This window comes from Ruegeria sp. AE3 (assembly GCF_056542225.1).
This window is the reverse complement of record NZ_JBQFZL010000001.1, coordinates 1,029,206-1,052,634: the sequence shown is the minus strand read 5'-3', so window position 1 is coordinate 1,052,634 and position 23,429 is coordinate 1,029,206. Positions and strand designations below refer to the sequence as shown.

The following is a 23,429-nucleotide window of genomic DNA, read 5'->3' as shown; positions in this document are numbered from 1 at the left end:
ACGCGTTATCGACACACAGGCTTGCCACTGCGACGGGCTGTGTCGAAGTGAAAATGCCCTTTGTGATACCGGTCAGCGTCAGGACCAAGAACAGTTCCGAACAGGCCACAGGCTCCGCTGTGCAACTCTTGCAACACGACGCTTTGATCGGTGTCGCTCCACCCGTCCTGAACGGTGATCTGCGTTCCGTCCTGCAACACGAAGGTCGAGATATCGATGGCCCGACCCCGCGCATGTTCGGAAATGCGCGCATAGGGCTGGTTGTTCTGCGTCTTGCAGGCATAGTGGCCAACAACCCGCATACCCTTGAGCCCACCCCCCAGATCGGCAAAGGCGGGTTTGGCGACGTTTTCGATCCACGTTTTCAGCGTGACGGCTGTCTGACAGTCCATCAGCGAGAACTGGCTGAGCGCAATGTCCGAAATTCTGTAAATCCGGACCGGGTTGGCGATGCCGCAACCCAGCGCTTTTCCAGCCAAAGACGTGCGGGTTTCGCCCAAGATGGTCCAGTCACCACAGACCGCCCCGCGGTCACGCATACGCTGACGACCCACTTCAAACTGGCGAAACTTGCAAGGGCGCAGCGCTGGGCGTTTCGAGGTCAGCACCGCAGGTTCGACAGTCCCGGTAGGTTCGATATGTTCGGTCGTGACTTCCTCCTGCAGATCGGGCAGTGCCAGTTCGGATGAAAGGCGGGATTCTGCACAGGCGGGCTCAGCGTTTGCAAGACAGGTACTTGCGAACAGAAGCAGAAGGACCAGAAAGATGCGTTTCACAATCACCCGATGCTCCGATACCTGCGGTTGCGTTGACAGAATGATAAATGGGTAACTTTCTGTAAACTCACCTTTTCAGAGCATCCCCAGATCAGCTTATCCCCGAGGGATATCAAACCCAGGTTCTGCCAGTTGGAACCCATCGAATTGAAATCCGGGAGAAACTGTACAGCTGACCAGCGTGTAATCACCGGTGCTGCGCGCGGCCTGCCAATGGCCGTTGGGAACAATCAGTTGCGGTGCGCCCCGAGACAAATCGGGCGACAGCACATGGTCAACCGCCGGACCCTTGTCTGTTGCACTCAGGGACAGGATCAGTGGCGCGCCCGCGTGGTAGAGCCAGATCTCGGTCGCGTCTACCCGGTGCCAGTGGCTGCTTTCCCCCGCTTGCAGCAGGAAGTAGATGCAGGTGCCGGTCGGGCGGCCCTTGTTCTCGGCACGCCAGGTTTCCGCGTACCAGCCGCCCTCGGGGTGAGGTTGCAGGTTCAGGCGGTCGATGATCTCTTGTGCTGTCATGTGGCCCCCGTGTGTTTGGCGCAATTATGCACGGCAAGGTGTGATCCGCTATGGTATTCGTGCGCACGGGGAATATGTATGCCGCATGACACTGACCATTCCATTCGATAACTCATATGCCCGCCTGCCGGACGCGTTTTTTGCACGACAGAATCCGGTGCCTGTACGCGCGCCCAAGTTGATCGCGTTCAATGATGATCTGGCACGGCTGTTGCAGGTCCATCCGGGCGACGTGCAAGAGATGGCGGAAGCCTTTGCAGGTAATCGCATCCCCGATGGTGCGGACCCCATCGCGCAGCTTTATTCCGGGCATCAGTTTGGCCAGTACAATCCGCAGCTTGGGGACGGACGCGCGGTGCTGTTGGGCGAAACTGTCGGAACGGATGGCGTGCGGCGGGATGTTCAGCTGAAAGGCTCGGGCCCGACGCCGTTTTCGCGTCGAGGCGACGGCAGGGCTTGGCTGGGTCCGGTTCTGCGCGAATACGTGATATCCGAGGCGATGCACGCGCTGGGCATTCCCACAACACGCGCGCTGGCGGCGGTAGAGACGGGTGAAACCGTGTTCCGGGAGGGTCCGATGCCCGGTGCGGTGCTAACCCGGGTTGCAACCAGCCATCTACGGGTAGGCACCTTTCAGGTCTTTGCAGCGCGGGGGCAGTTGGACAATCTGCGGCGCCTGACAGACTACGCAATCGCGCGCCACTATCCCGGGGCCGAAGGGCCAATGGGTCTGTTGCGGGCTGTGCGGGATGCGCAGGCACGCCTGATCGCTCAGTGGATGAGCGTGGGTTTCATCCATGGGGTCATGAATACCGACAATTGCTCGATTACAGGTGAGACCATCGATTATGGCCCCTGTGCCTTCATGGATGTTTATCATCCCAATACGGTCTACAGCTCGATAGATCGGATGGGCCGTTATGCCTATGCCAACCAGCCAGATATAGCAGTGTGGAATCTGGCGCAGCTGGCAACCTCTCTGATTCAGCAGATGGACAACAAGGACGCCGCTGTTGAGCAGGCGACCGAGATCGTGCATGCCATGCCGGACCTGCTGCAACAGAACTGGTTGACCCGGTTCCGGGCAAAGATCGGGCTGACGACCGCTGAAGAAGGCGATCAGGCGCTGATCACCGATTTGCTAAAACGTATGGCCGAGGGGCAGGCTGATTTCACCAACACCTTCCGTGCGCTGGGCAAAGATACCGTGCGCGATCAGTTTGTCGATCCACAGGCCTTTGACAGTTGGGCAGAAGGCTGGCGTGCGCGTTTGGCGCATGAGGCGTCACCGCATGAAGTGATGACCGCGGCGAACCCGGCCTTTATCCCGCGCAATCACCGCGTCGAGCAGATGATTCGATCAGCGGTGGCGGGGGATTACCAACCGTTCCATCGGTTGAATACAATCCTAACGCGGCCATACGACGATCAGGCAGAAGCGGCGGATCTCAAACGGCCCCCGACCGATAACGAAGTTGTGCACGTCACGTTTTGCGGAACATGACGGTCAAACATCTCTGGAAATCCCTCGCTGCGGAACGTTTCGCTGGGAGGGGCGAACGGATTTGCCCGTTCCAGATCGGTGTCGGATGCGCTGAAACTGCTGTATCTCCGTCCTGCCGCACCTGGATGATATGAGGGGAAACCCATCTGTTTCCGGCCACGCCACGTGCCGGGTTTTTAGGCGATATATTGTGCCGAGGCGACTTCCCCGGTCGCCGTTGTTGAGAAGTGAAACTGAAGGGTTGCGTCCGGCGACAGGCGTGGCACTTTGGGTCAAGCCCACTGGTCAGGTCTATATGCAGTCATCTTCCACCCTTCGCATCGCAAGCTATAACATTCAGAAATGCCTCGGGCTGGATCTCCGGCGCCAGCCGCAGCGCATTTTGCAGGTCATCGAACATATGCAGGCCAATATCGTTGTGTTGCAGGAGGCCGACAAACGTCTGCCGCCGCGGCCGGCGGCCCTGCCGCATTTCATGCTGGATGAAGCGGGGTGGCAGATCGTCGATCTGGGTGGTGCCGGCAGTCTGGGCTGGCATGGCAATGCAGTGATCTGGCGTGGCGAGGGCCTTTCGGTCCGGCGAACCGGGCATCACGAACTGCCCGGGCTTGAACCGCGCGGCGCGGTCCGTGTCGAATTTGATACCCATATCGGGCCGTTGAGGGTGATGGGAATGCATCTGGGGCTGTTGCCTGCATCGCGACGTCAGCAGATCTCGCATATCAGGCGGTTTGATAAAGAGCTGGAGCAGATGCCGACTGTCTGGGCGGGGGATTTCAACGAATGGTCCCGACAGCCTGTTCTGGATCATCTGGCACCGGAAATGCGTTTTCTGCCCCCCAAGCCGAGTTTTCCCGCCGCGCAGCCGCTGGGCGCGCTGGATCGGATCGCGCTGGGCGCGGGCGTCAGGGCCACTGCGCATGGTGTCCATGACGCGCGCCCGGCACATATCGCATCGGATCATCTGCCGGTTTGGGCTGATTTGGCGCGCGTGGCTTAAGTTCACTGGAAAAGAAGAAATCCCTGTGGCGCAAATCGCACAGACATACTAAGACAGACACCCGAGCAATTCTGAGGGGCATCATGTCGGAAACGATTATTGGACGTTGTGAGGCCAAGGGTCTGCGCATGACCGGTCAAAGAAGGATCATCGCGCAGGTATTGGAACAAAGCGACGACCATCCGGATGTCGAAGAACTGTACGCGCGTGCTTCTGCCATCGACACAGGCATCTCGATTGCGACGGTGTATCGTACGGTCAAACTGTTCGAAGAGGCCGGAATTCTGGAACGTCTGGAGTTCGGCGATGGGCGGGCCCGTTACGAGGATGCCGAGCGTGATCACCACGATCACCTGATCGACATGCAGTCGGGGGAGGTTATCGAATTTGTCGACCCCGAGATCGAAGCCCTGCAGGAAAAGATCGCCGCCAAGCTTGGGTACAAGCTGAAAGGGCATCGGCTGGAACTGTATGGCGTGCCGCTCAAGCAGAAGTGATCCATCACAAATCACGAACGGCCCCAACACGTTAATTCATTGAATGTGTCGGGAATTGGCTTGCCAGATGCCGCTGGTTGCGGTTCATGTGCCCGCATACTGCACCCCAAGTACCCTTTTCCTACGGACGCGCGCATGAATAACGTAAACGGCATCCTTTTGCTGATCGGCTCGATGGCGGCCTTTTCTCTTGAGGATATGTTCATCAAGTTCCTGTCGGGCGCTGTGCCGACAGGTCAGATCATGGTGTGTCTGGGTGTGTTCTGCGGGCTTGTCTTTGCGGTGATGTCGGTGGTCACCCGCAAACGCATCTTCGATCCCGTGGCGTGGAAACTGCTGCCGATGGTACGTGCAGGGACAGAAGGATTCGGTGCCGTAACCTTTGTCACCGCGTTGTCGCTGATTGATCTGTCCACTGTCGCCGCCGTGTTTCAGGCCATGCCGCTTGCCGTGACCATGGGCGCGGCCCTGTTTCTGGGAGAGCAGGTCGGCTGGCGCCGCTGGAGCGCCATTGGTGTCGGCTTTATCGGTGTTCTGATGATCATTCGCCCCGGATTGGAAGGGTTTCAGCCAGACTCGCTGTTTGTCGTCCTGACCGTGTTTGCGATTGCGGCGCGTGATCTGATAACGCGCAAGCTGGATGCTCGGGTGGCCTCATCCGTTGTGGCGATGCAGGCGTATATCGCAGTGGCGCTGGCCGGGCTGCTGTTGATGGTCATTTCCGGAACACCCTTTGTGCCGGTGCAAAGCGGCCAGGCAGGGCCATATCTGGGCGCGATCGGTTTCGGCGTTTTGGGGTATTACGGCATCGTAACGGCCATGCGGGTTGGCGAGGCTTCGGCCATGATGCCATTCCGTTACACGCGTCTGGTGTTTTCGATCCTTGCCGGAATGTTGATGTTCGGTGAACGCCCTGACGCGCTGACAATGGCTGGGGCGAGCCTCATCATCGGATCTGGCCTGTATACCTTTATCCGCGAGCGACGTCTGGCGCGCAATCTGGTTCCGGCCTGATCCTGTTGGCGCAAACAGCAAACTGTTAGCCCTAAAGGTCGGTAAATATGCGTGTTAGCGATAACGGAACCGGTTTACTTTTGGCCGGTTGCTGCTATGACGCGTGCAACAGACTGCAGCCATAGGGACAGACCTCATGAGCACCATTATTGACATCCACGCGCGCGAAATTCTGGACAGCCGGGGCAACCCGACGGTCGAGGTCGACGTGATTCTGGAAGACGGCACCATGGGCCGCGCCGCCGTACCGTCCGGTGCGTCCACCGGCGCACATGAAGCCGTAGAAAAACGCGACGGCGACAAATCCCGCTATATGGGCAAAGGGGTTCTGGAAGCCGTGGCCGCCGTGAATGGTGAAATCGCCGAGGAACTGGTGGGCTTTGACGCGACAGAACAAGTGGCCATCGACCAGGCGATGATCGAACTGGACGGAACCAATAACAAAGGCCGTCTGGGCGCCAACGCCATTCTGGGTGTGTCGCTGGCCACCGCAAAGGCGGCAGCCGATTTCACGACGCAGCCCCTTTATCGTTACGTCGGTGGTACCTCAGCTCGCGTGCTGCCGGTACCGATGATGAACATCATCAATGGCGGCGAACACGCCGACAACCCGATCGACATTCAGGAATTCATGATCATGCCAACCTCGGCCGCGAATATCCGCGAGGCCGTGCGAATGGGGTCCGAAGTGTTCCATACGCTGAAGAAAGAACTGTCTTCCGCGGGGCTGGCCACGGGCGTGGGCGATGAGGGCGGTTTTGCCCCCAACATCGCCAGCACCCGCGAGGCGCTGGATTTCATCCTGAAATCCATCGAAAAGGCGGGCTACAAACCCGGCGAAGAAATCCACCTGGCCTTGGATTGCGCGGCGACCGAGTATTACAAGGATGGTAAATACGTTCTGGCGGGCGAGGGGATCACCCTGACACCCGAAGAAAACGCAGCCTATCTGGCGGCTCTGGTCAATGACTATCCAATCATCTCGATCGAAGACGGCATGTCCGAGGATGACTGGGACGGCTGGGAAGCCCTGACCGACGCCATCGGCGACAAGGTGCAGCTCGTGGGCGACGACCTGTTTGTGACCAATCCGGCGCGCTTGGCCGAAGGGATCAAGCGCGGCTGCGCGAACTCGATGCTGGTTAAGGTGAACCAGATCGGATCGCTGACCGAAACCCTGCGCGCCGTCGATATGGCGCACCGTGCGCGTTATACCAACGTGATGTCGCACCGTTCGGGCGAGACCGAGGATGCCACTATTGCCGATCTGGCGGTGGCGACCAATTGCGGTCAGATCAAAACCGGCTCGCTGGCGCGGTCGGATCGGTTGGCCAAATACAACCAGTTGATCCGCATTGAGGAATCGCTGGGCGAGGTTGCGGAATACGCAGGCGCGTCGATCCTTCGCAAATAACGCGCTTGGCGCTAGGCTGGCCCCTGGTTTTAATCCGGGGGTCGCGTTGTGCTGAACATCATCGAACCGGAAACGCCGGACCAGATTGAAGCGGTTCGGCGTTTGTGTTGGGATTACAGGGATTTCCTGCTGGCACTGGATGAAAGAACCGCCCAGATTGTGCAGGCTTTCTACCCAAGCGAAAAATACGCCCGCGTGATGGACAACATCGACACGGAACACACACCGCCGACCGGTGGGATCAAACTGGCATTGCTGCATGGGGAACCGGTCGGCTGCGGTATGTTTCACACGTACGAACCCGGTGTAGCTGAAATCAAACGTGTATTTGTAACTGACGCAGCAAGGGGGACCGGAGCAGGCCGTGCCATCATGCTTTCGCTGATCGAAATGTGCCGAGATATTGGGTTCGACTATATTCGAATGGACACCGGCAAACCCCTGGAAGCGGCGACTCGGTTATACCTGTCTTTGGGCTTTCACTTGCGCGACGCCTATTACGAAACTCCTGAAATCGCACGCGACCACCTGCTTTTTTTTGAGATGCCGCTATTTGAGAATGGCACCCTCAGGCCAGAGAAAAGTTAAATTTTTCAGGGACATGTTCGTTTGCGGTTGAGGTGTTTGATAAAAAAAATGTGGCTTATCTATTCTTATGTGTGAACTTGTTACTTATCACGCCCGCACAGAATGCCGTAGTTTGTCTTCATTGCAGAAAGGAGACTACGATGTCTGTATCCAAATTCCTTCTGATAATCGTCACAGCGTCCATCACAGTATTGTCCGCCTGCGCGGGTCCGGGAACGTATCCGATAACCGGAGAAGAGGTTTCGTCGAATGACCCGGTTCAGCATATGAATCCGGCAAATATCTTCCGCGGCGAGTCGCGCTAAAGTACCTTGCTCATCAGCATATACCTGTCGCGTTGTCTAAACCCGGTACGCAGATAGAGCTTATGGGCAGATTCATTGTTTCGGTCGACTTCCAGATGAAGAGCCATCAGGCCTGCCCCGGCAAGAGCTTTGGGCAGATCCAAAAGAACCTCGGTGGCAATGCCGCGGCCCCGAACGGCGGGGCGTATATAGATTTCGTCCACGAAACCGTCCATGCCGCCAAACTCGACTGACCAGCCAAAGGTCAGGATGATATATCCCAAAGGCGCGCGCCCGGGCCCAATCAGATAGACACAGCCATGAGGGATACCATCCAGCATGGGGGCGAGGGCATTGCGTGTCTTGTCGGCGTCCTGTGTCAGCCCGGCCTCGGTATGAAAGGCGGTGACCAGCGTCATCAGGCGATCCAGATCGTCGGGACGCGCTAGGCGGAGGGCAGCGCTCATAATCTGGCCAGCCTTTCTGTCAGCAAGGTGAAAAAGCCGTCGGCGTCGATTTCCCCCATGAACAACGCATTTGGTGCGCGGTTGGTGACACCCCACCAATCCGCAACGGTCATGCCCAAGGTCAGGTCGGACCCTGTTTCAATCTCGACATTCACGCGGCGGCCCGAAAACAGCTCGGGGCGGATCAGATAGGCGGTGACGCAAGGGTCGTGCAGGGGAGCGCCCGCGCTGCCGTATTTCTCTTTGTCGAAGCGTTCAAAGAAATCCGTCATCTCGGCCACTGCATGCCCAACCTTGCTGTCCAATGCGCGGAACGCGTCGTTTCGCGGTTTGGTCACCAGCGCTTTGTGCGTGATATCCAATGGCATGACAACAATCGGTATTCCGGATTTAAAAACGATATCAGCAGCTTCTGGGTCGACATAGATGTTGAATTCAGCAGTGGGGGTGATGTTGCCGACTTCGAAATACGCCCCACCCATCAAGACGATTTCCTGCACGTGGTCGATGATATCGGGGGCCTTGCGAAACGCAGTCGCGACGTTTGTCAGCGGACCCAGTGGACAAAGGGTCACGGTCCCCGGCTCTTCAGCACGCAGGGTGTCGATGATGAAATCCACAGCGTGACCTTTGGCCAGGGGCATCTGCGGATCCGGCAGGACCGGGCCATCCAGCCCGGTTTTCCCGTGCACATGTTCTGCGGTGACAAGCGGACGGTTCAGCGGTTTGTCGCAGCCCGCATAAACCGGCACATCCGTACGTCCGGCCAATTCACAAACGATTCGGGCGTTCTTGGCTGTAAGGGCGAGCGGGACGTTACCCGCGACGGCCGTAATACCCAGAACCTCGATCTCGTCCGGGCTGGCCAGCGCCAGCAGGATGGCGACGGCGTCGTCCTGTCCGGGATCGGTGTCGATGATGATCTTGCGAGGGGGCATAGGCGTCTCCGGGGGTCGTGAAGGTGGGACACTCGCAAGTGTCGGATCGCTTGTCTACCCGTTTCTGGTCGCGGCCAGTGTATCCACCGGCGGGAGTTTGCCATTCGCGCGATGCTCTTCCGTTTTAACTTCGTCCCACAGCGCATCCATCTCGGCCAGATCGCTTTGCGAGGGGGTCTTGCCCCGTTCGGCCAGCCGGGCTTCGACCTTTTCAAAGCGACGGGTGAACTTGGCATTGGTGCGACGCAGGGCGGCTTCGGGTTCGATGCCAAGATGACGACCCAGATTGACCATCACGAACAGCAGATCGCCGAATTCGTCTTCCAGCGCGTCAGCATCCATTTGGTCACGCGCCTCTTCCAGTTCGGCGGCTTCTTCGGTGATCTTGGCCAGCACATGGCTTGCGTCAGGCCAGTCGAACCCCACCCGAGCGGCACGTTTTTGGAGCTTATGCGCGCGCAGAAGTGCGGGCAGGTTTGCGGCCACACCGTCCAGCGCACCTTTCTGTTCCTTGCCCGCCCGCTCGGCGGCTTTGATGGCCTCCCAATCTTTGATTTGCTGGTCGGCCGACTTGTCGCGGGATTCATCGCCAAACACATGCGGATGGCGGCTGACCATCTTGTCCGACATGGTGCGCACTACGTCCTGAAAGGTGAAATGTCCTGCTTCTTCTGCCATTTGGGCGTGAAACACGGATTGAAACAGTAAATCCCCCAGTTCGCCCTTGAGCTCGTCAAAGGCTTCGCGTTCGATGGCGTCCGCGACCTCATAGGCCTCTTCGATCGTATAGGGGGCGATGGTCGCGAAATCCTGTTCGATGTCCCACGGGCAGCCGGATTGCGGATCGCGCAGGCGGCGCATGATTTCCAGCAGCCGTTCGATGCCTGCATCGCTGTCATGGATCAGAGGATTTTCAGCCATTGCGAACCCTTTCATTCCGGTGTCAGATGCATCCATTCCGCAGTCCCGATCAGGAGTCCACCCCAGATGCCCGTCGTCAACCGAATTGCCGATTTCTCTGCCGACATGACCAGATGGCGCCAGTATCTGCATACCATCCCAGAGTTGGAATTCGAATGCCATGAAACTGCGGCCTTTGTGGCGGAACGTCTGCGTGAGTTCGGGGTCGATGAGTTGCATGAGGGGCTCGCAAAGACCGGGATGGTCGCGATCATAAACGGGCAGGGCGACGGGCCGACGATTGGCCTGCGCGCCGATATGGATGCGTTGCCAATTACCGAAGAAACAGGCGTTGACTACGCCTCTCAGAACCCCGGAAAGATGCATGCCTGCGGTCATGACGGGCATACCGCGATGTTACTGGGCGCGGCCCGTTATCTGGCCGAGACGCGAAATTTCAGCGGTCGCGTGGCGCTGATCTTTCAACCCGCCGAGGAAGATGGCGGTGGTGCTGGCGTGATGGTCGAAGAAGGCATCATGGACCGGTTCGACATCTCACAGGTCTACGCGCTGCACAACGCGCCGGGATTTGCCGAAGGGACATTCTATACCACGCCGGGGCCGATCATGGCGGCTGTCGATACGTTCGAAGTGCATATTCAGGGTGTCGGCGGCCACGGTGCGATGCCGCATGAAACCCGTGATCCGGTTATGGCGGCCTGTGGGATTGCGCAGGCCATTCAGACCATTGTCAGTCGCAACCACTATGCGCTGGATGATCTTGTCATTTCGGTCACGCAAATTCACACCGGCACGGTCAACAACGTGATCCCGGATACGGCCTATATCAACGGCACCGTTCGAACATTCGATCCGACCGTCCAGCAGATGGTGATGCGACGCATGGCCGAGATTGTCGAAGGGCAGGCCAAATCCTATGGGGTCGAGGCGCGTTTGGAATACAATGTCGATTACCCTGCCACCATCAATGATGCCGAAAAGGCGGGTTTTGCGACCGAAGTGGCGCGAGAAATATCCGGAGATGACCGGGTCATCGGCAATACCGGGCGCGAGATGGGGGCCGAGGATTTTTCGTACATGCTGCAAAAGCGCCCCGGTGCTTATCTGTTCCTCGGGCAGGGTGAAGGCGCGGGGCTGCATCATCCGAAATACAACTTTAACGACGAAATCGCACCGGTGGGCGCGTCGTTTTTCGCGCGGATCGTGGAAAAAGCGCAGCCGTTGAGCTGATAAAGGTTCGGGAAAGGGACTACGGAAGACATGGCACTGGAAGACGCAAGAAACCAAGTGGATGAGGCATTCACCAATCCGGACCTCAAGGGGTTGTCTTATGAAAATACGTTCGGCGGCGCGACGTCTTTTCTTCGGCGGCTTTACACCAAGAACCTGAAGGGTGTGGACATCGCCGTAACCGGCGTGCCGTTTGATCAGGCGGTTACGAACCGGCCCGGCACGCGCCTTGGCCCTAGGGCGATCCGAGAGGCCAGTGCGCTTCAGTCGCCTGATGCGCCCTATGGCTGGCCCTTTGATGCGCTGAGTGAACTGGCGATCGTGGACTATGGCGATATGGCTTATGATTATGCCAATATACCGGCCTTTCCCGACACGCTGACCGACCACATCCGGACCATTCTGACCGCTGACGTAGCGTCGGTCGCGTTGGGTGGCGACCACTATATCAGCTTTCCGATCCTCAAGGCTTATGCCGAGAAATTCGGGCCAATGTCCCTGCTGCAATTCGATGCGCATACCGACACATGGGTCGATGACGATATGTCCCGCGTGGATCACGGGACAATGTTCTACAAGGCTGTAAAGTCGGGCATTGTCGATCCGAAACGCTCGGTCCAGGTGGGTATTCGTACGACGAATGAGGATACGCTGGGCGTGAACATCATCGATGCGCGCGAGGTTTATGAATCGGGACCTGCTGCCGTGGCGCAAAAGATCAAAGATATTCTTGGTGACAGCCCCGTTTACCTCAGCTTCGACATTGACGGTCTTGACCCGGCCTTTGCCCCTGGTACGGGCACGCCGGTCTGGGGTGGGTTAAGCTCGATTCAGGCACAGATCATCCTGCGCGACATTGCCGGGATCAATATCAAGGGCGGGGACGTGGTCGAAGTATCGCCGCCCTTTGACACCTCAGGTGCGACAGCGATTGCTGGGGCCCATGTGGCGACTCAGATCATTTGCCTGTTGGGGTGGAACAAGATGGAAAAAGCAGAAGGGTAAACCCGTACGGGTTCACGTTAACCAACAGTTAGCCATGCTTAAGGTATGTGCTGGATCAAGTGACGAACAGGGACGGGACCATTACGCGCATGACCGAATTCAACCAACCAATTAGCGGGAATGATCTGGCACGGTTTTCCGGGCCGAACACATTCATGCGCCTGCCGCAGGCCTCCTCGCTTGAGGGGCTGGATGTGGCGGTGCTGGGGGTGCCGATGGATATCGGCACGTCGTGGCGGTCGGGCACGCGCTTTGGCCCCAAGCAGATACGCGGCGAAAGCGCGATGATCCGGCCCTATAACATGGCCACCAGAGCGGCCCCGTTCGACAGTTTGCAGATAGCCGATATTGGGGATCTGGCGATCAACACCTTCTCGCTGGCAGATAGCCTCAGGATCATCAAGGAAAGCTATGACGCCATATTGGCGAAAGGCGTGATCCCGGTGGCCATGGGGGGCGATCATTCGATCACCCTGCCGATCCTGCGAGCCATCAAGGCAAAACACGGGCCCGTGGCGCTGGTGCATGTGGACGCCCATGCCGATGTGAATGACGAGATGTTCGGTGAGCGTGAAACCCACGGTACCGTCTTCCGCCGCGCCTATGAAGAGGGGCTGATTGTTCCCGACAAGACGTTCCAGATCGGCATTCGGGGCTCGGGCTATGCCGCCTCGGACTTCACCGAAGCCAAGGACTGGGGCTTCCGCCAGTTCCCGGCCTGGGAGCTGTGGCAGCAGAACCTGACCCAGATCGGATCGCAGGTTCGCAAGATCATCGGGGACCACCCGGTTTACATCTCGTATGACATCGACAGCCTTGATCCCGCGTTTGCTCCGGGCACCGGCACGCCGGAAATCGCAGGTCTGACGACACCGCAAGCGCTGCAACTGATCCATGCCCTGCATGGGGTAAACGTGGTGGGATGTGATCTGGTCGAGGTTTCACCCCCTTATGATCCATCGGGCAACACTGCACTGACAGCGGCCAACCTGATCTACGAGATGCTGTGTATCCTGCCGGGTGTGACGTCGCGGTAAGACGCGGTGGAATGTCTTGCCGCCGGTTTTGTTCCGCTTAGGGTTCACCAAAAAGGATAGAACGGGATGAAAAAGGTGGCTTTGGGGGCAGTGATTGCGCTTGTGGTTGGGGCGGGCGGCTATGTCCGCCTGGCACCGTCCGACCCTACGCGGTGGCACGTCGCTTTTGTTGCAACCGAAAATCAGGATTTGCCCGGTGGTGTGGTGCGCGTTGTCGAAACCGGCTCCGACGGGTTGCAGCGTCTTGACGAGATTGCCCAAGCCACGTCGCGCACCACGGTTTTGGCAGGTTCGGTCAGTGAGGGTATGATCACCTATATCACCCGCACGAAATGGATCGGCTTTCCCGACTACACCACGGTTCAGCAGGATGGTGACACCCTGCGCATTCATGGGCGCCTGCGATTTGGCCGCAAGGATTTCGGGGTTAACAGGGCGCGAGTCGATGGGTGGTTGGCGCAGTTCTAGTCGTTGCTCAAACGGTCAGGACGCGCCGTCCAGATCCAAGGGGTCGACAGGCTCACTCTGTAAATTGGACGACAAACACCCCTCCTGAACCTCACGCCACATGGGAACGTTCAGGGACATCTGGCATTGCGCCGTGAACATGCGTCCGTCGACCTGAAGGCAGATCATCTCACCCAGTTCGATGCGAGACCCGGATGTGTCAGTGCAATAGCAATCCCGCGTCTTGCCATCAGGGCCGATGTAATCGGCGAATGCAGGCGTCGTTGTCAGCAGCAGAGTAATTAAAACCCGTTTCATGGCCGCAAGCTTAGCATGACGTTGCCCTTGACCAAAGCCCCCGGATGAGAGACACCGCCGGGATGATCCCCGAAGAACGTCTTGAACAGATCACCCAGCGTTTCCAGTACCTCGAGGCAGCCATGGCCGATGGCGCGTCGGGTGGTGACATAGCGGCGCTGGCCAAAGAATATTCCGACCTCAAGCCTGTCGTCGATCAGATCATGGCCTGGCGACAGCTGGTGGGAGATCTGGCCGAGGCGCAGGCGATGCTGACTGACCCGGACATGAAAGAGCTTGCCGAGGAGGAGATCCCCGAGTTGCAGGCCCGCATCCCCAAGGCGGAAAACGCGCTCCAACTGGCATTGTTGCCAAAGGACGCGGCGGATGCCCGTCCGGCGATGCTGGAAATCCGCCCCGGCACCGGCGGGGACGAGGCCGCTTTGTTCGCAAGCGACCTGTTGCGCATGTATCAGCGTTACGCCGAGGCGCGTGGCTGGAAATTCGAGATTATCGAAGAACAGGCCTCGGATCTGGGCGGCATCAAGGAAGTGGTCGCCCATATCAAAGGCGACAATGTCTTTGCGCGCCTGAAGTACGAATCCGGCGTCCATCGGGTGCAACGCGTGCCCGAAACCGAAAGCGGGGGGCGCATTCACACCTCGGCGGCGACAGTGGCGGTTCTGCCCGAGGCCGAGGATGTAGACATCCAGATAGACGCCAATGATATCCGAATCGATACGATGCGAAGCTCGGGCGCGGGCGGACAGCACGTGAACACGACCGACTCGGCAGTGCGGATCACGCATCTTCCGACGGGATTGGTGGTGACGAGTTCCGAGAAGTCCCAGCATCGCAACCGCGAGATCGCCATGCAGGTTCTGAAAACGCGCTTGTACGATCTGGAACGGCAGCGGATTGACAGCGAACGCTCGGCAGATCGTGCCAGTCAGGTGGGCTCGGGGGATCGCTCGGAACGCATTCGTACTTATAACTTCCCGCAGGGGCGCATGACCGACCATCGGATCAACCTGACGCTATATAAGCTGGATCAGGTGATGCAGGGCGATCTGGACGAGGTGATTGATGCGCTGACGGCAGACGATCAGGCCCGGCTGATGGCCGAGATGGCACAATGACGGGTCTGCAAACAGCGGCACAGGCCATGGTAGCAGCGACAGCGCGCCTGCGTGCGGCCGGTGTGGACGATCCGGCGCGCGACGCGCGTCTTTTGCTGGCCCACGCTGCACGGATTGAAGCCAGCCGGGTGACACTGATTGCCCCGGAAGAATTGCAGCCCGAAATCGCCGAGCGTTATGACCAGCTGATCTCCTTGCGTGCCGTTCGGGTTCCGGTATCGCATCTGTTGGGTGAGCGGGAGTTTTACGGCCGCAGGTTTCGCGTCAGCCGGGATGTCCTTGATCCGCGCCCGGAAACAGAAACCCTGATCGAAGCGGCGTTGAGCGAACCATTTGATCATGTCCTCGACCTGGGGCTGGGCTCGGGGTGTATCCTGATAACCCTTCTGGCCGAACGCAGCAGTTCCACGGGCGTGGGTGTCGATCTGAGCGAAGCCGCCTGCCTGCAAGCCAGTGCCAATGCGGTTCAGCATCAGGTAGAGGCGCGGATTGAGATTCTTCGATCAAACTGGTTTGAAGACATTAATGGTCAATTCGACCTGATTGTTTCCAACCCTCCATATATCTCAGTGTCTGAGATGGAAGAGCTGTCGCCCGAAGTGCGCGAGCATGAGCCGCGCATGGCTCTGACGGATGAGGGGGATGGGTTGGGAGCGTATCGTCGGATCGCGGCTGCGACCCCGGATTTTCTGTTGCCGGGCGGGCGAATTCTTGTCGAAATCGGTCAGACGCAGGCGGCAAAAGTATCAGCCCTGTTCGACGCTGCCGGGTTGGTGGATGTTCGGATCATCCCTGATCTGGACGGTCGCGACCGCGTTGTCGGCGCAAGAATGCCGGGTTGAGTGGCGGGTTTGCGGCAAAAAACGCCAACCCGAACAAAAAAGCTTGTGAAAACCCGAGATTCCTCTTGTCTGCGCCGTCAGGACATGTTTACTCAGGATTAGTCGGCGAGGTTGACGCTGTTGCAGCGCACCCCTGACGCCAAGCCCAAAAAGTCGACTTCCCGTCACGGCAAACGCCTTAGAGCAGTGCAAAACACGGGTTGAGCGACAGCGCATTGATAAGGCTGACGTAAGTAAGATGAGATCTTCCAAACCCCGTTCGCGGGCCAAGAATAACCGCAATCGTCCTTCTGGCGGCAACGTGGTAAACCGGGTTTTTGACAGCTCGGGTCCCGAAGGCAAGGTTCGTGGCACGCCGCAGCAGATTATTGACAAGTACAACCAGTTGGCACGTGACGCTCAGCTGTCGAATGACCGCGTGGCGGCAGAAAACTTCCAGCAACACGCAGAACATTATCTGCGGATGCTGAGCGAGGCGCAGCGCGAAATGGATGCGCGCCGTGAAGAGCAGGAGCGCCAGAACCGCGAACGCCAGGCTGAGCGCGATCGTGAACGTGCCGAACGTCAGGAACGCGAAGCGACCCGTCAGGCTGATCCGGCCGAAGCACCGCAGCCTGATTTGATGGACCTGTCTCAGCAAGTTTCAGAGCCCGATAGCGGCTTGGTAGAAACACCGGAAAACAAAGAAACCCCGGTAGCTGAGGCACCGGAAGAGGCACCGCTCAAAGAAAAACCCGCGCGTAAACCGCGCACGCGGAAGCCCAAAGCTGCACCCGAGGCAAAAGAGGAAGCACCCGCCAACACCGGGGATGCTCCAGAGGCGGCTGAGTAAAGCTGACGCCCAATGAACCAAGCCCCGAGGTCAAACTCGGGGCTTTTTTGTTTGATCAGGTTTTCTTAACTTCGCGCGCCAAAGCGCAGAACGCTTCAAGCGGGATTTGTTCGGCACGGTCCGTGGGCTTGATACCAGCAGCCAGCAGACGGTCTTCGATATCCGGGGCAATGCCTTTGAGTGAGGCGCGCAGCATCTTGCGGCGTTGGTTGAAGGCGGCGGCCACGATACGTGACAGGGTGGCGGCATCGGCGGGAAAGCGTGGTTCGGGCAGGGCGGTCAGGTGGACCACGGCGCTTGAAACCTTGGGCGGCGGGGTGAAGGCCCCGGGGGGAAGCGACATGGCGATACGTGCCTCTGCCCGCCATTGAGCGAGGATGGCAAGGCGTCCATAAGCTTTGCTGCCAGGTTGGGCGACGATACGCTCGGCCACTTCGCGTTGGAACATCAGCGTCAGGCTCTGCCAGAATGGGGGCCATTCGGGCGGTGTCAGCCAACGCACCAGCAGCTCGGTGCCGACATTGTAGGGCAGGTTGGCTGCGACGCGGATTGGCGGTGACAGGTATTCAAGCGGGTTTATTTCCAGGGCGTCGCCGTTGATCACCTCAAGCCGACCCGGATACGCAGCCGCGATGTCGTTCAGGGCGGCAATGCACCGGGTGTCTTTTTCAACGGCCACGACCTTGCGCGCGCCTTCGGACAGCAGGCCCCGCGTCAACCCACCGGGACCGGGGCCGATTTCAAGCACATCGCATTCTGACAAATCGCCAGCCTGTCGGGCGATCTTAGCGGTCAGGTTCAGATCCAGCAGAAAGTTCTGCCCCAGCGATTTGCGCGCTGAAAGCTGGTGGGTTGCGATGACCTCGCGCAGAGGGGGAAGCGTGTCTATAGCGCTCATGATCGGAATACCTTGGCGCCTGTGAAAGGGGCTGCGCCCGAGATTTTTGTGCCTCCGGCGGGGATATTTTCAGCCAGGTGAAGGATCAAGAGCTTTTTACCATGCGCCGGGCAAGTTTCAGGGCTTCGATCAGGCTGGAGGGGTTGGCGATGCCTTTCCCCGCGATGTCCAGTGCTGTTCCGTGGTCGGGTGAGGTGCGGATGAAAGGCAAGCCAAGGGTGACATTCACGCCCCGGTCGAAATCCAGCGTCTTGATCGGGATCAGAGCCTGATCATGATACATGGCGATGGCGGCGTCATAGCGGGTGCGGGCAGCGGCGTGAAACAGAGTATCCGCAGGATGGGGGCCGGTGATGGTTGCGCCCTCTGGGTTCAGATCAGCCAGCATCGGAGCAATCCAGTCGAGTTCCTCTGTGCCCATCTTGCCGCCTTCACCTGCATGTGGGTTCAGACCTGCAACTGCGATGCGGGGATGTGTGAGCCCGAACTGATCACGCAAACCGCGTACAGTGATTTCAATCGTCTCGCGCAGAAGATCAGGGGTAAGTGCCGCGGGAACCTGTGACAATGGAATGTGAATTGTCGCGGGAACGACGCGCAACCTCTCGCTGGCCAGCATCATGACAACCCGACGGGTTCCGGAAAGGGCTGCCAGAAACTCGGTATGGCCAGGAAAGGTGAAGCCTGCGCCGTCGATCAGGGCTTTCTTGTTGATCGGTGCAGTGCAAAGCGCTGCGGCCTCACCGGTTTGTACCAGTTCGGCGCCGGTTTCGATGGCATCAACCACCGACGGCGCGTTGGCCGGGTTTGGCTGGCCGAATACGTTAGGGGCGGGAAAGTCCATCTGAAGAACGGGCAGGGCCCGATCACAGATTTCAGCGACCTGACTGGGATGTTCGATTTTGGCAACCGGAGTGCCTGCGGGCAGGTGGCTGGCGTCCCCGATATAGAAAAACGGGCAGGCATCGCGCAGTTCAGCCCACGCCTTGGCCGCGATTTCCGGGCCGATACCGGCCGGTTCGCCGCAGCTGAGCGCGACGGGGCGTATCATTCCTGAGTAATGACAGCGTCAGCCCGCAGCTGTTCCACCAGACTGGCCGCAAAGGCCTGAAGACGTTGCTGCGCCAGCGCATTGGCGACATCGCCCCGAGAGGTGTCTTCGCCCAGATCCCGCGTGCGGTTGCACAGCATCAGGAACACAAGCATCTGACCATTGTTGCGAGTCAGATTCGCCGATGCTTCGTTCCGGTCCAGCTTGGCCAATTCTACGGCAATATCACCGGGCACCTCGGAAGGCGCGGCTTCGACCCGGTCCAGAACTTCGGCGGGCTGATCCTTGGCAATGCCATAGAGATCATCACAAGTGTCGATTTCTTCTTTCAGCTTCGCGGCCCGCGAAAGGGTTTCGGCGCTGCGCCCGCCTGGCAGGTAATAGGCGGCATAATCCAACTTTGAAATGCGCGGAGCGCCGGTTGCGACTTCGCGCAAGCCACGCATCTGAAACAGGGCAACAGCGTTCGGCAAGGTGATCGGGTCGGTAATCTCACCGGTCTGAAGCCCCAGGATGACAGGTTGAAGCGCCGGGGGCAGGTTCGAGATATTCAACCAGTCCAGACGTCCACCCTGACCCCGTGTTGCGGCTGCGGAATACTGAGCCGCGGCGGCAGAAAAAGCGTCTTGCCCTTCCAGCCGCGAGATTTCTTCGGCCAACAGCTCGGTCTGGGCAACCGTTTGCGGGTTTACCGGGATGATGATTTCGGACAGCAGGACCTGCAATCCGCCACCGCCCGTCTGGCCCAGAGCGCGATCGATCTCATCCTCGGTCGGGCGGGCCTGCGACAGATAGCGCGAACTGATATAGTCGCGCCATGCCAGTTGATCGGCGACATAATCCCGGACCGTTTCCGGGTCGACGCCCGCGTCGCCGAGAAGTTTTAGGAATTGTTCGGATGACAATTGTCCGCGCGAGGCGAATTCGTCGATGCCCAGTTGAACGGCCTCGGGCGTCGCTTGCACGCCGGCATCACGCATGACCTGCCTGCGCAGTTTTTCATCAATCAAGGCATCCCTGACGTCAGCTTCGCTACCACCGGGCAGGCCCAGAACATTCAGGAATTGCAAGCGCTGTTCAAGCTCATACCAGGTGACAATGTCCTGATTGACGCGGATCGCGGGTGAGAACAGGCTTTGCGCGCCGCCCTGAAGAGGCGCGATTGCAAAAACTGCGGCAACTAGTGCCGGTGTGACCGGCTTAAGCCAACCGGAACGGAGAAACCTGGAGAAACCTGATATCAACTGCATGTTCTCTTGTATGTCTTGCCACCGCCTTCAAGGGCGTACCCTGTCAGAGAAAGGGTAAAGCCGAATTCTGTCGAAGGCTCAATAGTGGATGTTGAAGTAAAGCGCCGACTTACGGACATGTTAACCTGAACACATTCGTTCTGGTAGGTCACGCCCAGACCCAGCCGGATCGGTTCCGACTCGGCCAGATCGTAGCGCGCCAGGGCATTTGTCAGCCAGTTCTGATCGACCTGGTAACGCCCGAGCAGCAGAATTTCCGAGATTTCTTCGGTGATGTTTTCCGCCGGGTCCGGTTCCTGCCAGATATAGCTGCCAGACAGGCCGGCATATTCGGATGCCCAAGCGCCGCGCAGCTCGGCTTTGACAAAGCTGAAATCCCCGTCGATCAGACCACGCCCGGCAAGTGACCAGCCATTGGCCGTGCTGATCTGCCCGGCCACCAGCAAATCCGACGATGTGCCCTGCAACCCAGATGTCAGCGTGAAATTCGGATCGGCGTCAGCACGAAACACCTGACCCACGGTCGCCTGAGCCTGCCAGCCACCCGCGCTATACCGAGCCCAGTTCAGGCCAACCACGCCGGTGGCGCTGTTCTCGCGCTGATCTTCAGCCGGGAAACGCGACAGGGACAGAAGGTTGCCCTGATCGAATTCCTGAAAGGTACTTTCATCATTCGGTACATCGGTGTCCGACACATGTGTCCATCCAAACTGTGCGATCGGTTCGAGGAACTGAACTGCCCCCGACTCCTCGCGCCGTGTCATTGGATAACGGAGTGTCAAAGCCGCACGCGGTGTAGATCGGGTCACGTTGTCTGGATAGTTGCTGTCGTGGCGGACGTTGAAAGTGTCAACTGACGCCCCTAGCGTCGTATCGACCCGCAGCCCCGACGCGAACGTCCAGCTGCGCAACCATTCGGCGTCGAAGGTGGCCCGTGCAATATCCCGGCCAACAACATCTGTGTTGCTGGTACGTTCGTGCGCGTGGCCGATGAAAGCCAGCCGAACCTCGCCACCCAGTGTGTTGGGAAAATAGCGTTTTTCATAGTTGAGATCGAAGACGCGGGACGGGATCTCGTCCTGATTTTCGCTGTCCCGCAGTGTTTTGTAATAGATCAGGCTGGTTTTGAACGCGCTGTCGCGCTTGATCCTCTCCAGCGCGATTTCACTGCGCAAACGGTCCAGATCCGGCAAGCCGTAGTCGGCCAGGTAGGCATCGTCGGATGTGGATTCCAGATTGAAGGTCAGACGGAAATCGTTCTTCAGATTGAACCAGCCGGTGGCAAAAAGGTAGCCGCGATCCTGATCGGGTTGCACATCATCCCGTGTATAAGCGCCTTCCACCTGAATGCGTCCGTTCACGAAAGCCTGACGATAACGGTATCCCAGCGTTGTCGTCTTGGCTGAGACGTAAGGAGTAAGTGTCAGGTCCTTGTGATCGCCAAGTTTAAAGAAATAAGGGACCTGAACTCCAGTGCCCAATTGCGACGTGCTGCGGATCGAAGGAACCAGAAATCCGGTTGCCCTCTCTAGCGTTGGGTCGGGCAAGCGCAGATAGGGAAAGTAGAATACCGGATAATCCAGCACCCGAAGTTGTGCGCCTTCGAAATATAGTTGCCGTTCCAGTTGATCATGTGTGACTTTGCGCGCCCTGATCTGCCACAGAGGCGGCCTGCCGTCGGTGCAGACATGACAAGATGTGGCCGAAACCTTGCTGAATTGCGTATAGCGGCCTGCGGTCCGTTTCGCCTGAACCGAGGCGATCTGTACCTGCTGTTCGAACACCATGCGTGCGCCGATCAGCAGTCCGTTCTGAATTCCGCTGTCCAGTTGCCCTGAATCTGCCAGTAGCGTGGTCTGACCACCCTGATCGATACGAATGGGGCCTTCCAGTACCAGCTCGCCGGTCTCGCGGTCATAAGTGATGCGATGAGCGGACAATTTGATGTCGCCCTGAAAAGCTTCGACATTGCCTTCTGCCACAAGTTTGCGTTCAGGCGTGATGAAAACCTTGTCGGCCACCAGCAAGGCGGGCTCTTGCTGCGCTTGTGTGCCCTGTGGCTGTGGTTGACCTTGAGAGGTCTGTGCTGCAAGTTTCGCCGGGACGGACAAAGCGAGCGCACTGGTAAGCAACACATGAATAATATGCCGCATCAGCCGTCCTCCGCATGCAGAAGCAGACCAAGAGACAACAGAATTGCGGCAAAGGGCGGTGCCCAGGCAGCGATATAGATGGGCAATTGTCCGTTTTCCCCGAGGATTTGCGCAAAATTGCGCACGAAATAGATGGCAAATCCAAGCAGGACGGCTGTCAGGACGGCGATCCCTGTGCCGCCGAACCGAACGTGGCGCATGGTGAACGCGGCCCCGATCAGAACCATCGAGATCAGAAACAAAGGCCGGGCAAGCTGAACTTGCAGCCAGACCTCATATTGTTTGGTCGAAAATCCCGCCTCGCGCAGGTCGCTGATCAACTGGGGCAGGTCATAAACCGAAACCGAATCCTGTTGTCCCAAAGTGTCCATGATCCGCTGTCGGGTCAGCGAGGTCGGCAGCTCCAGACGCTCGTGTACAACTGAATTGGATTCGGGGTTTTGCCCATCCTGCAAGGCCCAGGTTTTTGCCTGATACAGAACCCAGTTCCCATCTTCCAACTCGGCCCGGTTTGCAACGATCTGCTGGGTCGGTTTGCCATCCCGCCCAAAGGTGATGACGGTTACACCGTCCAGCCGCAGCTTGTCTTGGTTCGACGTTGACCGGGCGTGGATAACGGCCTGTCCGTTTTCGGCGGACTGGCGCAGCCACAGGCCCTCGCTGCTGATCGAAAGGGCCGAACTGCCGTTGTTTCGGTATGAATCCGACAGGCGGCGGAACTCTTCGGATGTGGCCGCTGCGATGGGGTTCAACAATGCAACGGCCAGCGCGCCAATGATTAGCGACAACAGGACAGGGGCGACCAAAGCGCGGATGCCCGAGCGGCCAGTTGCACGGGTCACCACAAGTTCTGATGTGCGTGCCAGCCCGACGAACAAGGCGATGGTGGACAGGATAACCAGCAGAGGCAGCATTTCGCTGATGGCGGCTGGTGTATTCAGGAGCGTAAGGTGCAGCAACTGGGCAAATGACAGGTCGAAATCGTCAAAGCGGCGAATCTGTTCGATCAGATCGATGAGAATCATCAAGGTCAGGAAAATACCTCCGATGACCATGAAGCTTTGCAGGAACCGGCGAGCGAAATAACGGTCCAGGATCATAGGCACGACCCCGCAGTGCCTGTAGTGCGAGGCTTCGGGCCGATATCGCGCCTGCGCAATGCTGTGCGCGATGGCGTATGCCTGCCCTCTCGTACCACGTCTTTCTCCCCCGAGCCTGCCGGTCATTTTTTCGGGACCTTAATGCAATTGAAAGGCAGGGAAAACTGCTATCTGGTCAACGCGTGCCCTGCGGGCTAGGTCTTGGGGAACAGAATTCGAGGAGTGTACA

General features: G+C 58.5%; 25 protein-coding genes. 14 read left to right on the top strand and 11 right to left on the bottom strand.

Annotation, left to right across the window (positions count from 1 at the left end):
• Window positions 1-5: 5 nt before the first annotated feature.
• Window positions 6-782 carry an extensin-like domain-containing protein gene (locus ACR0NZ_RS05230; protein ID WP_480517349.1) on the bottom strand — a complete coding sequence of 259 codons (777 nt, stop codon included), beginning with the start codon at window positions 780-782 and terminating at the stop codon, window positions 6-8.
• Between the two features lie 90 nt (window positions 783-872).
• Window positions 873-1,292 (bottom strand): cupin domain-containing protein, encoded by a 420-nt coding sequence (locus ACR0NZ_RS05225; protein WP_267367608.1) that lies wholly within the window; start codon window positions 1,290-1,292, stop codon window positions 873-875.
• Between the two features lie 85 nt (window positions 1,293-1,377).
• On the opposite strand from ACR0NZ_RS05225, the gene ACR0NZ_RS05220 reads away from it, so the two are divergent.
• The 7 genes from ACR0NZ_RS05220 to ACR0NZ_RS05190 all read left to right on the top strand — a co-directional run bounded on the left by ACR0NZ_RS05220 (window position 1,378) and on the right by ACR0NZ_RS05190 (window position 7,614).
• Window positions 1,378-2,796 carry a protein adenylyltransferase SelO gene (locus ACR0NZ_RS05220; protein ID WP_480517347.1) on the top strand — a complete coding sequence of 473 codons (1,419 nt, stop codon included), beginning with the start codon at window positions 1,378-1,380 and terminating at the stop codon, window positions 2,794-2,796.
• A gap of 295 nt (window positions 2,797-3,091) precedes the next feature.
• A complete protein-coding gene (locus ACR0NZ_RS05215) occupies window positions 3,092-3,796 on the top strand; it encodes an endonuclease/exonuclease/phosphatase family protein (RefSeq protein WP_480517762.1) in 705 nt (234 codons plus the stop codon).
• Between the two features lie 83 nt (window positions 3,797-3,879).
• Window positions 3,880-4,293, top strand: coding sequence for a Fur family transcriptional regulator (locus ACR0NZ_RS05210; RefSeq protein ID WP_480473221.1), 414 nt, complete (start codon window positions 3,880-3,882; stop codon window positions 4,291-4,293).
• Between the two features lie 135 nt (window positions 4,294-4,428).
• Window positions 4,429-5,307 carry a DMT family transporter gene (locus ACR0NZ_RS05205; protein ID WP_480473219.1) on the top strand — a complete coding sequence of 293 codons (879 nt, stop codon included), beginning with the start codon at window positions 4,429-4,431 and terminating at the stop codon, window positions 5,305-5,307.
• 136 nt (window positions 5,308-5,443) lie between these two features.
• The gene (gene eno / locus ACR0NZ_RS05200; RefSeq protein WP_480517345.1) at window positions 5,444-6,721 is read left to right on the top strand and encodes a phosphopyruvate hydratase; all 1,278 of its coding nucleotides are present in this window, start codon (window positions 5,444-5,446) and stop codon (window positions 6,719-6,721) included.
• Between the two features lie 48 nt (window positions 6,722-6,769).
• Window positions 6,770-7,309: a GNAT family N-acetyltransferase gene (locus ACR0NZ_RS05195; RefSeq protein WP_480517343.1), complete on the top strand. Its 540-nt coding sequence runs from the start codon at window positions 6,770-6,772 to the stop codon at window positions 7,307-7,309.
• A 140-nt stretch (window positions 7,310-7,449) separates the two neighbouring features.
• The gene (locus tag ACR0NZ_RS05190; protein ID WP_480517341.1) at window positions 7,450-7,614 is read left to right on the top strand and encodes a hypothetical protein; all 165 of its coding nucleotides are present in this window, start codon (window positions 7,450-7,452) and stop codon (window positions 7,612-7,614) included.
• On the opposite strand, the gene ACR0NZ_RS05185 is transcribed toward ACR0NZ_RS05190, so the two are convergent.
• The 3 genes from ACR0NZ_RS05185 to mazG are packed head-to-tail and all read right to left on the bottom strand — an operon-like array spanning window position 7,611 to window position 9,919.
• On the bottom strand, window positions 7,611-8,060 hold the full coding sequence (locus ACR0NZ_RS05185) for a GNAT family N-acetyltransferase (protein WP_480517339.1): 450 nt from the start codon (window positions 8,058-8,060) through the stop codon (window positions 7,611-7,613). The two genes, ACR0NZ_RS05190 and ACR0NZ_RS05185, sit on opposite strands and share 4 nt — an antisense overlap.
• Window positions 8,057-8,998: a nucleoside hydrolase gene (locus tag ACR0NZ_RS05180; RefSeq protein ID WP_480517337.1), complete on the bottom strand. Its 942-nt coding sequence runs from the start codon at window positions 8,996-8,998 to the stop codon at window positions 8,057-8,059. The genes ACR0NZ_RS05185 and ACR0NZ_RS05180 overlap by 4 nt, the downstream gene beginning before the upstream one ends.
• A 54-nt stretch (window positions 8,999-9,052) precedes the next feature.
• Window positions 9,053-9,919, bottom strand: a complete 867-nt coding sequence (mazG, locus tag ACR0NZ_RS05175; protein ID WP_480517760.1) for a nucleoside triphosphate pyrophosphohydrolase — start codon at window positions 9,917-9,919, stop codon at window positions 9,053-9,055.
• 66 nt (window positions 9,920-9,985) lie between these two features.
• On the opposite strand from mazG, the gene ACR0NZ_RS05170 reads away from it, so the two are divergent.
• From ACR0NZ_RS05170 to ACR0NZ_RS05155, 4 genes are all read left to right on the top strand, one after another.
• Window positions 9,986-11,149, top strand: a complete 1,164-nt coding sequence (locus ACR0NZ_RS05170; RefSeq protein ID WP_480517335.1) for a M20 aminoacylase family protein — start codon at window positions 9,986-9,988, stop codon at window positions 11,147-11,149.
• A 30-nt stretch (window positions 11,150-11,179) separates the two neighbouring features.
• Entirely contained in the window at window positions 11,180-12,154 is a 975-nt protein-coding gene (gene speB / locus ACR0NZ_RS05165) for an agmatinase (RefSeq protein WP_480517333.1), read from the top strand.
• 89 nt (window positions 12,155-12,243) lie between these two features.
• Complete coding sequence (gene speB / locus ACR0NZ_RS05160) at window positions 12,244-13,191, top strand: agmatinase (RefSeq protein WP_480473203.1); 948 nt, start codon at window positions 12,244-12,246, stop codon at window positions 13,189-13,191.
• Between the two features lie 66 nt (window positions 13,192-13,257).
• The gene (locus ACR0NZ_RS05155) at window positions 13,258-13,659 is read left to right on the top strand and encodes a DUF1499 domain-containing protein (RefSeq protein ID WP_480517331.1); all 402 of its coding nucleotides are present in this window, start codon (window positions 13,258-13,260) and stop codon (window positions 13,657-13,659) included.
• A 15-nt stretch (window positions 13,660-13,674) separates the two neighbouring features.
• On the opposite strand, the gene ACR0NZ_RS05150 is transcribed toward ACR0NZ_RS05155, so the two are convergent.
• Window positions 13,675-13,956, bottom strand: coding sequence for a hypothetical protein (locus ACR0NZ_RS05150; protein WP_480517329.1), 282 nt, complete (start codon window positions 13,954-13,956; stop codon window positions 13,675-13,677).
• Between the two features lie 62 nt (window positions 13,957-14,018).
• On the opposite strand from ACR0NZ_RS05150, the gene prfA reads away from it, so the two are divergent.
• The 3 genes from prfA to ACR0NZ_RS05135 all read left to right on the top strand — a co-directional run bounded on the left by prfA (window position 14,019) and on the right by ACR0NZ_RS05135 (window position 16,748).
• Window positions 14,019-15,074: a peptide chain release factor 1 gene (prfA, locus tag ACR0NZ_RS05145; RefSeq protein WP_480476765.1), complete on the top strand. Its 1,056-nt coding sequence runs from the start codon at window positions 14,019-14,021 to the stop codon at window positions 15,072-15,074.
• The gene (gene prmC, locus ACR0NZ_RS05140; RefSeq protein ID WP_480517327.1) at window positions 15,071-15,916 is read left to right on the top strand and encodes a peptide chain release factor N(5)-glutamine methyltransferase; all 846 of its coding nucleotides are present in this window, start codon (window positions 15,071-15,073) and stop codon (window positions 15,914-15,916) included. The genes prfA and prmC overlap by 4 nt, the downstream gene beginning before the upstream one ends.
• A gap of 238 nt (window positions 15,917-16,154) precedes the next feature.
• A complete protein-coding gene (locus tag ACR0NZ_RS05135) occupies window positions 16,155-16,748 on the top strand; it encodes a DUF4167 domain-containing protein (RefSeq protein WP_480473192.1) in 594 nt (197 codons plus the stop codon).
• A 55-nt stretch (window positions 16,749-16,803) separates the two neighbouring features.
• On the opposite strand, the gene rsmA is transcribed toward ACR0NZ_RS05135, so the two are convergent.
• The 5 genes from rsmA to lptG all read right to left on the bottom strand — a co-directional run bounded on the left by rsmA (window position 16,804) and on the right by lptG (window position 23,200).
• A complete protein-coding gene (gene rsmA, locus ACR0NZ_RS05130) occupies window positions 16,804-17,646 on the bottom strand; it encodes a 16S rRNA (adenine(1518)-N(6)/adenine(1519)-N(6))-dimethyltransferase RsmA (RefSeq protein ID WP_480473190.1) in 843 nt (280 codons plus the stop codon).
• Between the two features lie 85 nt (window positions 17,647-17,731).
• On the bottom strand, window positions 17,732-18,697 hold the full coding sequence (pdxA, locus tag ACR0NZ_RS05125) for a 4-hydroxythreonine-4-phosphate dehydrogenase PdxA (protein ID WP_480517325.1): 966 nt from the start codon (window positions 18,695-18,697) through the stop codon (window positions 17,732-17,734).
• The gene (locus ACR0NZ_RS05120) at window positions 18,694-19,947 is read right to left on the bottom strand and encodes a peptidylprolyl isomerase (protein WP_480517323.1); all 1,254 of its coding nucleotides are present in this window, start codon (window positions 19,945-19,947) and stop codon (window positions 18,694-18,696) included. The genes pdxA and ACR0NZ_RS05120 overlap by 4 nt, the downstream gene beginning before the upstream one ends.
• Window positions 19,938-22,100, bottom strand: a complete 2,163-nt coding sequence (locus ACR0NZ_RS05115) for an LPS-assembly protein LptD (protein WP_480517321.1) — start codon at window positions 22,098-22,100, stop codon at window positions 19,938-19,940. The genes ACR0NZ_RS05120 and ACR0NZ_RS05115 overlap by 10 nt, the downstream gene beginning before the upstream one ends.
• Window positions 22,100-23,200, bottom strand: coding sequence for an LPS export ABC transporter permease LptG (lptG, locus tag ACR0NZ_RS05110; protein ID WP_480517319.1), 1,101 nt, complete (start codon window positions 23,198-23,200; stop codon window positions 22,100-22,102). Before lptG ends, ACR0NZ_RS05115 begins: the two co-directional genes overlap by 1 nt.
• Window positions 23,201-23,429: the final 229 nt, after the last annotated feature.